The sequence below is a fragment of the Bradyrhizobium sp. IAR9 genome (genome assembly GCF_013408065.1).
Classification (GTDB): Bacteria; Pseudomonadota; Alphaproteobacteria; order Rhizobiales; family Xanthobacteraceae; genus Bradyrhizobium.
In genome coordinates this window covers 1-13500 of the sequence record NZ_JACBZW010000015.1, presented here as the reverse complement: position 1 = coordinate 13500, position 13500 = coordinate 1, and the positions used below count along the sequence as shown (strand labels likewise).

The 13500-nt window shown below is 65.5% G+C and carries 10 protein-coding genes; 5 read left to right on the top strand and 5 right to left on the bottom strand.

Annotation, left to right across the window (positions count from 1 at the left end):
* Positions 1–33 precede the first annotated feature (33 nt).
* The gene (locus GGD67_RS31145) at positions 34–1350 is read right to left on the bottom strand and encodes a UDP-glucose/GDP-mannose dehydrogenase family protein (RefSeq protein ID WP_179738182.1); all 1317 of its coding nucleotides are present in this window, start codon (positions 1348–1350) and stop codon (positions 34–36) included.
* A gap of 194 nt (positions 1351–1544) precedes the next feature.
* On the opposite strand from GGD67_RS31145, the gene GGD67_RS31140 reads away from it, so the two are divergent.
* From GGD67_RS31140 to GGD67_RS31130, 3 genes are all read left to right on the top strand, one after another.
* Positions 1545–2612 carry an acyltransferase family protein gene (locus tag GGD67_RS31140; protein WP_179738180.1) on the top strand — a complete coding sequence of 356 codons (1068 nt, stop codon included), beginning with the start codon at positions 1545–1547 and terminating at the stop codon, positions 2610–2612.
* 242 nt (positions 2613–2854) lie between these two features.
* A complete protein-coding gene (gene polA, locus GGD67_RS31135; protein WP_179738178.1) occupies positions 2855–5950 on the top strand; it encodes a DNA polymerase I in 3096 nt (1031 codons plus the stop codon).
* Between the two features lie 181 nt (positions 5951–6131).
* Positions 6132–6767 carry a LysE family translocator gene (locus GGD67_RS31130; protein ID WP_104465485.1) on the top strand — a complete coding sequence of 212 codons (636 nt, stop codon included), beginning with the start codon at positions 6132–6134 and terminating at the stop codon, positions 6765–6767.
* Positions 6768–6947: 180 nt separating this feature from the next.
* Here GGD67_RS31130 and GGD67_RS31125 read toward each other — a convergent pair whose 3' ends face one another.
* A complete protein-coding gene (locus tag GGD67_RS31125) occupies positions 6948–7574 on the bottom strand; it encodes a glutathione S-transferase family protein (RefSeq protein WP_179738176.1) in 627 nt (208 codons plus the stop codon).
* Between the two features lie 171 nt (positions 7575–7745).
* Between GGD67_RS31125 and pyrE the strand changes: the two genes are divergently transcribed.
* Together pyrE and GGD67_RS31115 are read left to right on the top strand one after the other, a co-directional pair.
* On the top strand, positions 7746–8309 hold the full coding sequence (pyrE, locus tag GGD67_RS31120; RefSeq protein WP_018320808.1) for an orotate phosphoribosyltransferase: 564 nt from the start codon (positions 7746–7748) through the stop codon (positions 8307–8309).
* 250 nt (positions 8310–8559) lie between these two features.
* Entirely contained in the window at positions 8560–9333 is a 774-nt protein-coding gene (locus GGD67_RS31115) for a DUF2865 domain-containing protein (RefSeq protein WP_179738173.1), read from the top strand.
* Positions 9334–9497: 164 nt separating this feature from the next.
* On the opposite strand, the gene GGD67_RS31110 is transcribed toward GGD67_RS31115, so the two are convergent.
* The 3 genes from GGD67_RS31110 to GGD67_RS31100 all read right to left on the bottom strand — a co-directional run bounded on the left by GGD67_RS31110 (position 9498) and on the right by GGD67_RS31100 (position 13446).
* A complete protein-coding gene (locus tag GGD67_RS31110; RefSeq protein WP_018320810.1) occupies positions 9498–9929 on the bottom strand; it encodes a hypothetical protein in 432 nt (143 codons plus the stop codon).
* 301 nt (positions 9930–10230) lie between these two features.
* The gene (gene pdeM, locus GGD67_RS31105; protein ID WP_049815010.1) at positions 10231–10902 is read right to left on the bottom strand and encodes a ligase-associated DNA damage response endonuclease PdeM; all 672 of its coding nucleotides are present in this window, start codon (positions 10900–10902) and stop codon (positions 10231–10233) included.
* Positions 10903–10944: 42 nt separating this feature from the next.
* Positions 10945–13446, bottom strand: coding sequence for a ligase-associated DNA damage response DEXH box helicase (locus GGD67_RS31100; protein WP_409411372.1), 2502 nt, complete (start codon positions 13444–13446; stop codon positions 10945–10947).
* Positions 13447–13500: the final 54 nt, after the last annotated feature.

Sequence of the window (13500 nt, the reverse complement as noted above, 5' to 3'; positions counted from 1 at the left end):
GCCTTCGCGGGGTATGACAATCGTGTGTGGCGATCAGCCCTGCACAGACGGCCGGCCGATGCTGTCATAGGTGAAGCCGGCGGCTTCCATGTCCTCGGGGCGGTAGATGTTGCGCAGGTCGACGACCACGGGCTGCGCCATGACGCTCTTCAGCCGGTCGAGATCGAGCGCACGGAACTGCACCCATTCGGTGACGATGACGAGCGCGTCAGCGCCTTGCGCGCAGGAATAGGCGTCCTCGCAATAGGTGATGTCGGGCAGCTCGCCCTTGGCCTGCTCCATGCCGACGGGATCGAACGCCTTGACCTTCGCGCCCATGTCGATCAGGCCCGTCACCAGCGGGATCGACGGCGCATCGCGCATGTCGTCGGTGTCTGGCTTGAAGGTGAGGCCGAGCACCGCAATGGTCTTGCCGCGCAACGAGCCGCCGAGCGCCTGACTCACCTTGCGCGCCATCGCGCGCTTGCGGTTCTCGTTGACCGCCAGCACGGATTCGACGATGCGCAAGGAGACATCGTAGTCCTGCGCGATCTTGATCAGGGCCTTGGTGTCCTTCGGGAAGCACGAGCCGCCAAACCCGGGACCGGCATGCAGGAATTTGGTGCCGATGCGGTTGTCGAGGCCAATGCCGCGCGCCACCTCCTGCACGTTGGCGCCGGCCTTCTCGGAGAGATCGGCGATCTCGTTGATGAAGGTGATCTTGGTCGCGAGAAACGCGTTCGCGGCGTATTTGATCATTTCCGCGGTGCGACGCTCCGTGAACATCAGCGGCGCCTGGTTCAGCGACAGCGGACGGTAGATATCGCCCATCACCTTGCGGCCCCGCTCGTCGGAGGTGCCGACCACGACGCGATCGGGAAACTTGAAGTCGCGGATCGCCGCGCCTTCGCGCAGGAACTCGGGGTTCGAGGCGACCACGACGTCGGCGTTGGGATTGGCCTCGCGGATGATGCGCTCGACCTCGTCGCCGGTGCCGACCGGCACGGTCGACTTCGTCACCACGACGGTGAAACCGGTGAGCGACCGCGCGATCTCTTTCGCTGCGGCGTAAACATAGGAGAGGTCGGCGTGGCCGTCGCCGCGCCGCGACGGCGTGCCGACGGCGATGAACACGGCATCGGCATCGGCGACCGGCTTGGACAAATCGGTGGTGAAGTCGAGCCGCTTGGCCTTGACGTTGGTCGCGACCAGCTCGTCGAGCCCGGGCTCGTAGATCGGGATCTCGCCGCGATGGAGCGCCGCAATCTTCTTCTCGTCCTTGTCGACGCAGGTGACGTCGTGACCGAAATCAGCAAAGCAGGCTCCGGACACCAGTCCCACATAACCCGTGCCGATCATCGCGATGCGCATGAAAATCCCTGTTTTAGATTGGTTAACGAAACCCCGACACGGGGCGGTTTAGCATTTTCCCGAGGGGAGGGAACAGTCCGCAGGCAAAAAAGCGGCATGGGAATTGAACCGGTAAAGAAGTCGGAAACCGTGCAGGCCCCACACTGCCCCGCCCCCGAACAGGACGGGCGGAACGCGCCTCGAAAAGAGACACCATGGCACCATCTGGCACAATCGCAGGGAGCGGAGGCAGCCAAGCCCCTTCTGCCGCGCGTGTCGACTGGATCGACTACGCTAAAGGCATTTGCATCATCATGGTCGTGATGATGCATTCGGTGCTGGGGGTCGAGCTCGCCGCCGGCGAGACCGGTTTCATGCATGTCGCCGTGGCCTTCGCAAAGCCGTTCCGGATGCCGGATTTCTTCCTGATCTCGGGCCTGTTCCTGCCGCTGGTGATCGATCGGGACTGGCGAACCTATCTCGACCGCAAGGTGGTGCATTTCGCCTATTTCTATGTCGTCTGGGTGACGATCCAATTCGGCTTCAAGGCGCCGGCTTTCGCGGCGGAGTCGAGCTGGCACCACGTTGGCCTCCTGTATCTTGAATCCTTCATCGAGCCGTTCGGCACGCTGTGGTTCATCTATCTGCTGCCGGTCTTCTTCGTCGTCACAAAACTGACACGCAAATTCCCGCCGCTCGCGATCTGGCTGGTCGCCGCCGCCCTGGAGACGGCCCGCATCTCGACCGGCTGGACCGCCATTGACGAGTTCTGCTCACGCTTCGTCTATTTCTATTCGGGCTATCTGTTCGCACCTTACGTGTTCGCGCTGTCGGATCGCGCGCGGAAACATCCCGCCCTTGCGCTCGCAGCGCTCGCGACCTGGGTGCTGGTCAATGCCGGCCTAGTCGGGTCGGGGGCCAGCGAATGGAAGATCGTCTCGCTCGTGCTCGGCTTTGCCGGTGCCTGCGCCATCATCACGATGGGCACGCTGCTCGCGCGCGCGCAGTGGCTAAATTTTTTCCGCTTCTGCGGCGAGCATTCGATCGTGATCTATCTCGCCTTCTTCCTGCCGATGGCGGCGACGCGGACGCTGCTGCTGCGCACCGGCATCATTCCCGATATCGGCACGGTGTCGCTAATCGTCACCATTGTCGGCGTGGTCGGAGCGCTCGCGATCTGGCGGGGCGCCTTGCTGTTCAATGCGCACTTCCTGTTCGAACGGCCGGACGCGTTCTGGATCGCGCCAAAGAAGGCCGGGCCGGTGTTGCAGGCGGCGGAGTAGCCGCCCTCGCAGTCGTCCCTGCGAACGCAGGGACCCATACCGCGTGATCTGTCGATGGATCGCGGTCTTCGTACCGGAGCCTAGTCACAGTCAGCCTTCGCCAAACTACTCCCTGTGGTTATGGGTCCCCGCGCCCCGTGCGCAATTGCGCACTAGGCGGGGACGACGAGAGGTGTGGGAATCCGCCCAAAAATCCCCGTTCCCAGGCTGTCAAAGCCCGCAAAAATTCATACATTGCGGCCATGCCCAAAACATCCCCGAAGACGACCGCCAAAGCTGACACCAAGGCTGCCGCGCCCAAGGCCGCCGCCGACACCAAGCCCGCCGCGACAGCTGCTGCCAAACCTGTCGCGGCCAAACCGGTTGCAGCAAAGGCGGCCGGCAAGGGCGACCACATCTTCCTGGTCGACGGTTCCGGCTACATCTTCCGCGCCTATCACGCGCTGCCGCCGCTGAACCGCAAGTCCGACGGCCTGCAGGTCAACGCCGTGCTCGGTTTCTGCAACATGCTGTGGAAACTGCTGCGCGACATGCCGGAAGACAACCGGCCGACGCACCTCGCGATCATCTTCGACAAGTCGGAGGTCACGTTCCGCAACAAGATCTACCCCGAGTACAAGGCCCACCGGGCGCCGGCGCCTGACGATCTCATCCCGCAATTTGCGCTGATCCGCGAGGCGGTCCGCGCCTTCGACCTGCCCTGCCTGGAACAAGTGGGCTTCGAGGCCGACGACCTGATCGCAACCTATGTGCGACAGGCCTGCGAGCGCGGCGCCAGCGCGACCATCGTGTCCTCCGACAAGGATTTGATGCAGCTCGTCACCGATTGCGTCACCATGTACGACACCATGAAGGATCGCCGCATCGGCATCCCCGAGGTGATCGAGAAATTCGGCGTGCCGCCGAACAAGGTCGTCGAGGTGCAGGCTTTGGCCGGCGATTCCACCGACAACGTGCCCGGCGTGCCCGGCATCGGCATCAAGACGGCGGCGCAGCTGATCACCGAATATGGCGACCTCGATCAACTGTTGTTCCGCGCCGGCGAGATCAAGCAGCCCAAGCGGCGCGAGGCGCTGCTCGAGAATGCCGAGAAAGCGCGGATCTCGCGGCAGCTCGTGCTACTCGACGACAAGGTCGACCTCGAGGTGCCGCTGGACGACCTCGTGGTCCACGAGCCCGACGCACGCAAGCTGGTCGCCTTCCTGAAAGCCATGGAATTCACGACGCTGACGCGGCGCGTCGCCGAATATTCGCAAATCGATCCCGCCAATGTCGATGCCGACCCTGGCTATGCCAGCGGCGCCAGCGTGTTCACGACGCTGCCGCCCTCGGATGTCGTGCCTGCGCCGGGCGGCGATACGTCGGCGCAAGCCCGGGCGAAAGAGCCCAACAAGTCAGCGGGCAAGGAGGACAAGGCTGCGAGCGCGAAGGGCGCCCCGATCTCGCTGGCCGCCGCGCGCGAAGAGGCGCTGCGCAAGCTTCCGGTCGATCGCGCCAAATATCAAACGATCAAGTCGCTCAAGGAGCTCAACGCCTTCATCGCGCGCATCCACGATACCGGTCATGTCGCGGTCGAAATCCGCGGAAACTCGATCGATCCGATGCAGGCCGATTTCTGCGGCATCGCGCTGGCGCTGGCGCCGAACGAGGCCTGCTATGTGCCGCTGGCGCACAAGCAGTCCGGCGGCGGCGCCGGCCTGTTCGACGCCGGCCTTGCGCCGGATCAGGTCAAGCACACGGATGCGATCGAAGCGCTGCGGCCGGCGCTGGAATCGGCGGGCATTCTCAAGATCGGCTTCGACCTCAAATTCACCGCCGTCATGCTGGCGCAGCACGGCATCACCTTGCGCAACACCGACGATGCGCAGCTGATCTCCTACGTGCTCGATGCCGGCCGCGGCTCGCATGCGATCGAATCGCTGTCCGAGCGCTGGTTCGGACACGCCATGCTGAAGGAGAGCGAGCTGCTCGGCAGCGGCAAGGGCAAGATCACCTTCGACCAGGTGCCGATCGACAAGGCCGCGGCGCTGTCGGCCGAAAGCGCCGACGTCGCCTTGCGCGTCTGGCGCGTGCTGAAGCCGCGCCTCGTCGCCGAGCACATGACCGCGGTCTACGAGACGCTGGAGCGGCCGCTGGTCGCGGTGCTTGCGCGCATGGAGCGGCGCGGCATCTCGATCGACCGCCAGGTGCTGTCGCGGCTGTCCGGCGACTTTGCCCAGACCGCAGCGCGCGTCGAGGCCGAGATCCAGGAGATCGCGGGCGAGCCGGTCAATGTCGGCAGCCCGAAGCAGATCGGCGACATCCTGTTCGGCAAGATGGGACTGTCAGGCGGCACCAAGACCAAGACCGGGGCATGGTCGACCACCGCCCAAGTGCTCGACGAGCTCGCCGAGCAGGGCCACGACTTCCCGAAGAAGATCCTCGAGTGGCGCCAGGTCTCGAAACTGAAATCGACCTACACCGACGCGCTGCCGACCTACGTCAATCCGCAGACCCATCGCGTGCACACGACTTACGCGCTGGCTGCGACGACGACGGGCCGGTTGTCGTCAAACGAGCCGAATTTGCAGAACATTCCGGTGCGCACCGAGGATGGCAGAAAAATCCGCCGCGCCTTCATTGCGACACCGGGGCACAAGCTGGTGTCCGCCGATTATTCGCAGATCGAGCTGCGGCTGCTGGCGGAGATCGCCGACATTCCCGTGCTGAAGCAGGCGTTCCGCGACGGTCTCGACATTCACGCCATGACGGCGTCGGAGATGTTCGGTGTGCCGATCAAGGGCATGCCGAGCGAGATCCGCCGCCGCGCCAAGGCGATCAATTTCGGCATCATCTACGGCATCTCCGCGTTCGGCCTCGCCAACCAGCTCGGCATCGCCCGCGAGGAGGCCTCGGCCTACATCAAGAAATATTTCGAGCGCTTCCCCGGCATCCGCGCCTACATGGACGAGACGCGCGATTTCTGCCGGCAGAACGGCTATGTCACCACGCTGTTCGGCCGCAAATGCCACTATCCCGACATCAAGGCCTCAAACGCCTCGGTGCGCGCCTTCAACGAGCGCGCCGCGATCAACGCGCGGCTGCAGGGCACCGCGGCCGACATCATCCGCCGCGCCATGACGCGGGTGGAGGATGCCCTCGCCGAGAAGAAGCTGTCGGCGCAAATGCTGCTGCAGGTGCATGACGAATTGATCTTCGAGGTCCCCGACGCCGAGGTCGAGGCGACGCTGCCGGTCGTGCAGCACGTGATGCAGGACGCGCCGTTCCCGGCGGTGCTGCTGTCGGTGCCGCTGCATGTCGATGCGCGCGCCGCGAATAATTGGGACGAGGCGCATTAGTTCTTCTTTTACTTCTCCCCGCTTGCGCTCGCTGACGCCACACAGTCGGTGTCGTCCCCGCGTTCGCGGGGACGACGTTGGAGTGACATGCGAGAACCTGAATTGTCCTCCGAGCAATTGCGCGATGGCCCCACCTCGCCTCGCATATTAGAACCGTCGCATCTCCCGCACCGGTTCACCCATGCCCCACACCTCTGCCCTGCTCGGCTTCGCCCTCGTCTGCCTCGGCCTCGTGCTCACGCCGGGGCCGAACATGATCTACCTGATCTCGCGCTCGATCACGCAGGGGCCGGCGGCGGGCATCGTCTCGCTCGGCGGCGTCGCGCTCGGCTTCGTGTTCTACATGCTGTGCGCGGCGTTCGGCATCACGGCGCTGCTGCTCGCGATTCCCTTCGCCTATGACGCGCTGCGCTTCGCCGGCGCGGGTTATCTGTTGTGGCTTGCCTGGCAGGCGGTGAAGCCGGGCGGACGTTCGCCATTCCAGGTGAAGCAGCTCGCGATCGACAGCCCGCGCAAATTGTTCGCGATGGGTTTTGTCACCAACCTGCTCAACCCGAAGATCGCGATGCTTTATCTGGCGCTGCTGCCGCAGTTCATCGATCCCACCGCCGGCAGCGTGCTGACGCAGTCGGTCGTGCTCGGCGCAATCCAGATTGCGATCAGCGTCAGCGTCAACGCGATGATCGCGCTGGCGGCGGGATCGATCGCGCAGTTCCTGGCGAACCGGCCAAGCTGGATGCTGGTGCAGCGCTGGCTGATGGGCACGGTGCTGGCCGGCCTCGCGGTGCGGATGGCGGTCGAAGCGAAGAAGGTGTGATGTTCTTTCTTCACCCTCCCCTGGAGGGGGAGGGTCGGCTCACGTGGAGCGGAGCGAAGCGTGAGACGGGGTGGGGTGACGGTCTCTCCCCATCCAACGGTGCCCGAGCGGAGAGACCACCCCACCCCGCTCGCGCTGCGCGCGATCGACCCTCCCCCTCCAGGGGAGGGTAAGCGAAGATCAATCCAGCTTCGCATCCATGCCCCGCTTCACCGCCGGGCGGGCCATCAGGGTCTCGTACCAGCGCTTGACGTTGGCGAAGTCGGTCAGCTCAACCTTGTGGCGAGAGTGACGCCAGGCCCAGCCCAGGATGGCAAAATCGGCAATCGAGAGCTCGCCGGCGACGAAGTCGCGACCGTCCAGCTGGCGGTCGAGCACGCCGTAGAGCCGGCGCGTCTCCGCCATGTAGCGCTTCAGGCCGTAGGCACGGTCCTGCTCGTTCTCGAGTGCGATGAAATGGTGCACCTGGCCCGGCATCGGGCCGAAGCCGCCCATCTGCCACATCAGCCATTCATAGACCGGGATGCGGGCGTCCAGCGATTTCGGCAGGAATTTGCCGGTCTTTTCACCGAGATAGAGCAGGATCGCGCCTGATTCGAAGATGCTGACGGGCTTGCCGTCCGGGCCTTCAGGATCGACGATCGCCGGGATCTTGTTGTTCGGGGAGAGCTTGAGGAACCCCGGTGCCATCTGCTCGCCCTTGGTGATGTTCACCGGGATCACCTTGTAGGGCAGCCCCATCTCCTCCAGCGCGACCGAGATCTTGCGGCCGTTCGGCGTGTTCCAGGTGTGCAGCTCGATGGTCATTCCCATGTCCTTCCCCAACAGATTGGCATTCCACTTACTCCAGAAGGTCGCGCCCCCACAACCGGCGGTCCGGGATGGCCGATCCCTGTTGACTAGGGACGCCCCCTCTGGAATGTCGCGGCCGTCGCGGATAAATTCCGCCTCCTCCAAAAACGCTCCCGAGGGACCGCCGTGTCGAAATCAGCCTCCCGCGCCCGCCTGTTCGAAATCATCCGCCGGCGCTCATTCGGTCGCGGCGAGGTGACGCTCGCGTCGGGCCGCAAGAGCGATTTCTACTTCAACCTCAAGCCGACCATGCTTGACCCCGAGGGGGCGACCCTGCTCGCCGAGCTGACCTATGAGGCGCTGAAGGACGACAATCTCGATTTCATCGGTGGCCTCGAGATGGGCGCGGTGCCGCTCGCCGGCGCGCTGGCGCAGATCTCCTGGATCAAGGGCCATCCGATCGCGGCGTTCTTCGTGCGCAAGAAGCCGAAGGAGCATGGCGCGAAACTCGCGATCGAGGGCCTGCCCAAGGGCGAGACGCTCGCCGGCAAGCGCGTCGTGATCGTCGAGGACGTCACCACGACAGGCGGCTCGGCGATGAAGGCGGTGGAATCGGTGCGCGAGACCGGCGCCGAGGTGGTGCTGGTGCTGACCATGGTCGACCGCGAGGAAGGCGCCACCGACACGTTCGGTGCGGCCGGCCTGCCGTTCCGCTCGCTGTACAAGGCCTCGGAATTCTTGAAGGCCTGACGCGGCGAAACATCCCTCGCCGTCATGCCTCAGTGTGCCCCGGACGCAACCATCCGTCCAAAGCTGCGCCCGGCCCTAAAGAGGCCACCGCCTCGTCTTGAAACCGCCTCCGCTCAACTGCTCATTTACCATCGCGCCTTATGGTGAATCATGTGCTGAGACCCCTTGAGGTCCCAGCCGGTTCGGAAGCGTCGGGTGGAGTAAGCGTTTGCGTACAGTCCTGTCCCATGCGCGCCGGCGGCGTCGCGCGATGCTTGTGGCCGCCAGCCTTGGAGCACTTGCGGCTCCGGCCCCGGTTTCGGCCGAGGGCCTGTTCGATTTCTTCTTCGGCGGCATGCAGCAGCAGCGGCCGCAGCGCGAGGTGCCGCAACAGTCGAGCTCCTACGCCGATCCCTTCACCGGGCAGCAAAATGCCGCAACTCCGCAATATGTGCCGCCGACCCGCGCGGCGGCGGCCGGCGGCTCCGGCCCGGCCTTCTGCGTGCGGAGTTGCGACGGCAAATATTTTCCGCTGATGCGCGGCCTCGCGTCACCGGCGCAGATGTGTCAGGCGTTCTGTCCTGCCAGCGCGACCAAGGTCTATTTCGGCTCCTCGATCGACGGTGCCGCGTCGCAGACCGGCGAGCGCTACGCCGACAGCGAGAACGCGTTCGCCTATCGCAAGGCGCTGCGCGCCGATTGCACCTGCAACGGCCGCGAGCCGGTCGGCCTTGCCCCGGTCGATCTCGCGCTGGACTCATCGCTGAAGGCCGGCGACGTGATCGCCACCACCGACGGCCTCGTCGCCTATACCGGCATCCGCGTCGGCAACGACCAGGCTGCGGACTTCACCCCGGTCGCCTCCTATCCCGGCCTCACCGCGCAAGTCCGCGCCCGCCTCGGCGAGATGAAGGTGGCCCCGGTGCGGGCGGAGACGGTGTCGGCAGATGCGCCGGCTGCGGAGATCGTGCGTGAGACGCTGCCCGATGTGACGGTGCCGAAGACGGCGGCGCAGAAGCCGGCGAAGCGGGCGGGGCTGGATTAAAGTCGCTTTCGTGTCCCGGACGCGCTGCAACGCTCTTTGGCGTTGCTGCGCAGAGCCGGGACCCAGAATGCCGCGAGCATGGGCCCCGGCGCTGCAGGGCACCGCTGAACCGGACGATGCTTCGCATCGCCGGGAGAGCGTTGCACTGCGTCCGGGGCACGAGACTATCGTCCGATGATCACCCCGATCACGTTCGGCGCTGCCAGATATTTCTCCTCGATCGCCGCGCGCGCGGCGGCGCGGTTTTCCGCCGTCAGCAGCCCGCGCTTCTCGGCCAGGATCATCCAGCAGAAGCCCCACCAGTCCGTCAGCATGCCCTGATCGCCGACGAGGTCGTAGCCCTGCTCGGCCGCGAAGATGCGCGCCTGCGCTTCATCCAGCGTGTCCAGAAACAGATGATCCTCGGCCGAGAACAGATCGTCGCTGACGTCGTCGATGGTGTAGCCCCAGATCGACTGGCACACCGCGTTGAACTCGCGGTCGAACTGGTCGTCGTCGACCCTCTGGCGTCGTGCCGCCTGATGCAGCCGCGACAGCGAGCGCGCGAAATCGGCGATCCGGGTGAGGGCAAATTGATCGAAGGCGATGGTGGACATGTAGTCCTCGCAAAGTCTGACAGACGCTAGATATTGTGTCGGCGACGCGCCGAATCACAATGATATATCAAAGACTTGCTAAAGTGTTCTTAATTCGTTCTATGGCGGAGCGGGAGACGGCCCCGAAGCCGGCTACGGGCTGCCAGAATCGAAAGGGGCCGCTTCGCAGCGGCCCCTCGCCGGTTACAATTCTTGTTCGGGATGAGAAATTCCAGCCCCGGCAAGCGTAACGTTAGAACCGTCAACGGGCTTGGGCGATTCCGGAAAACTACTGAACGTAGTGCTGTCCCAATTTTTGGCGTCAGAAGCAGCGTGAAGCCGCAATGGCGTGGACGCGGCGGTCGCCCAGCAAATGGGCGACAAAACCATTGGCCGGAAAGATCTTCGCGAAGGCGACGTCGCGGATGCTGAGGCCGCCGGCATAGGCGCCGAACGCCGGCATCACCGCACGCATCCCATCGGAGGCGAAGCAGCGGCGCTCCAACGAGCGGCCGCGCGCGGAGACGCGTGCCTTGGGATGGAGATGGCCGGCGATCTCGCCGCACGCACCGGTCGGCTCGTGACGGAAGGTGATCGGGCCGATCGCGACCTCGTCCGCGACGGTGCCGCCGAGATCGCGCGGCAGCATGGGATCGTGATTGCCGGAGATCCAGATCCAGTCGCGGCCGGTCTGGAGCGCAGCGACGGCATCGCGATCGTCGGCCGACAACCGCTCATGCGCGGTGCGGTCGTGAAAGCTGTCGCCGAGTGCGATGACGGTGCGCGGATCATGGCGGGAGATGACAGCAGCGAGACGGCTCAGGGTCGCGAGCGTATCGTAAGGCGGCAGCAGCACGCCGCGGGTGGCGAAGCTGGAGCCTTTTTCCAGATGCAGGTCGGAGACGACGAGCAGGCGCTGCTCGTCCCAGAACAGCGCGCCGGAGAGATCGGCGGCGAAGGTTACATCGCTGATGGTGACTGTGGACACGCGCATGTCGTCGACATCCTCCGAAACCTGCGCGCCAGTCGTCACGTTTTACCCGCTTCTATCCATCGCCTCTTTGACGAGCTCATCGGCGGCTTCGGCCAAGAGCTCGTCTGCAGCTTCGCCATAAACTGACTCGCGGCCGATTTCCAGCAACACGGGCACGGCGAGCGGAGAGACGCGGTCGAGTTCCCGGTGGGTGATGCGGCCGTGGATGCGCATCAGCATGTCGCTGAGGCGGCGCAGATCGAGCAGGCCCGTGGCGGCATCGGCGCGGGCGGCGCGCAGCAGGACGTGATCGGCCTGGTGCTTGCGCAGCACGTCGTAGACCAGATCGGTCGAGAACAGCACCTGGCGGCGGCTCTTCTCCTCGCCGGTATGCCGGCGCGCGATCAGCCCGGAGATGATCGCGCAGTTGCGGAACGTGCGCTTCATCAGTGCTGACTCGGCAAGCCAGGCCTCGAGATCGTCGCCGAGCATATCAGGGTCGAACAGCGCGTTGAGATCGATCCGGCCATCACGGATCATGAAGGAGAGATCACCGAGCGCCCAGATCGCGACCGCATATTCGTTGGCGACGAAGCCGAGCGGCCGGGCGCGGGCGCGCTCCAGCCGGCGCGTCAGCAGCATGCCGAGGGTCTGATGCGCGAGACGGCCCTCGAACGGATAGCAAACGATGTAGTGCTTGTTGGCGCGCGGAAAGCTCTCGACCAGCAGCTCGCGCACCGCCGGCACGCGCGAGACGTCCCTTTGCAGCGACAGCCAGTCGCGCACCTGCTCCGGCAAGCCGCCCCAGGCGCGGCCGTCATCGAGCAGCCGGCGCACGCGCTCGGCGAGATAGGTCGAGAGCGGAAACTTGCCGCCCATATAGGACGGCACTTTCGGGTCCTTGTCGTTGGCGCGGGAGACATAGACCTGGTCCTCCACCAGCGTTTCATAGCGCACCACCTCGCCTGAGAACACGAAGGTGTCGCCGGGGCTCAAGCCCTCGATGAAGGCCTCCTCGATCTCGCCGAGCAACCGACCCCCGCGCGCGATGACGCCGGTCGAGCCCGCTCCGCCGCCGCGCGAGCGCACCAGGCGCACCTTCAGCATGTCATCCTCGACGATGGTGCCGACATTCATCCGGTAGCTCTGCCGCACCTTGGGATTGGCGACGCGCCAGCGCCCCTCCTTGTCCTGCTTGATGCGGGCAAAGCGTTCATAGGTCTTCAGCGCGTAGCCGCCGGAGGCGACGAAATCGACGACGTCGTCGAAATCCGGCCGCGACAAGTCGGCGTATGGCGCTGCGGTGCGCACTTCGGCATAGAGTTCATCGGAGAGGAACGGCTCGCCGCAGGCACAGCCGAGCACGTGCTGGGCCAGCACGTCGAGCGCACCTGTGCGCAGGGGCGGCGTGTCCTGCGCGTTCTCGGCAATGGCATCGATAGCGACGCGGCACTCCAGCACTTCGAAACGATTGGCCGGCACCAGCACCGCGCGCGAAGCTTCGTCGAGACGGTGATTGGCGCGGCCGATCCGCTGCATCAGGCGCGAGGAGCCCTTTGGCGCGCCGATATTGACGACGAGATCGACATCCCCCCAGTCGACGCCGAGGTCGAGCGAGGAGGTGCAGACCACGCCGCGCAGGCGCCCCGCCGACATGGCGTCCTCGACCTTGCGGCGCTGGGCGACGTCGAGCGAGCCGTGATGCAGCGCAATCGCGAGGTCGTCGTCGTTCATGCTCCAGAGATTCTGGAACAGCATCTCGGCCTGGCTGCGCGTGTTGACGAAGACCAGCGTGGTCTTGTTCGCCTTGATCAGCTCGTAGATCTCAGGAAGCGCATGGCGCGCGCTGTGGCCCGCCCAGGGCAGGCGCTCGCGCGTATCCAGCATCTCGACCAGCGGCGGCGCCGCGCCGCCGGCGATGACGATGTCGGCTGCTCGCTCCTCGCCGTCGGGCTGCGGCACCAGGAAGCGCGCGAGCTGATCCGGCTCAGCGACGGTTGCCGACAGGCCGATCGCGCGCATCTGCGGGGCCAGCCGCCACAGCCGCGCCAGCCCGAGCGAGAGCAGATCGCCGCGCTTGGACGTCACCAGCGCGTGCAGCTCATCGAGCACGATCCGCTTCAGCGAGGAGAACAGGAACGGCGCGTCATCCGAGGACAGCAGCAGGGCAAGCTGCTCGGGCGTCGTCAGCAACACATCAGGCGGATAGCGCCGCTGCCGCTGCCGCCGCGACACCGGCGTGTCGCCGGTGCGGGTCTCGACCTTGATCGGCAGCACCATCTCCGCGATCGGCCGCTCCAGATTGCGCGCGATGTCGACGGCAAGCGCCTTCAGCGGCGAGATGTAGAGGGTGTGCAGGCCGCCGGTCCGCTGCACGCTGCGGCCGGTGGAGACGAGGCTTTTGTTACCTCCCCCCTTGTGGGGGAGGTCGGCAGCCGCAGGCTGACGGGAGGGGGGTAGCCCCACGAGCGGTGCGTGTGGCCAGGGCCCCCCCCCCCCCCCCCCCCCCCCCCGGGGGGGGGGGGGCCCCCCCCCCCCCCCCCCCCCCCCCCGGTTTTTGGCCAAAAAACCGGCTTTGGGGCCCGGGGGGCGCCAGGGGCCCCGTGACCCCCCCCACGC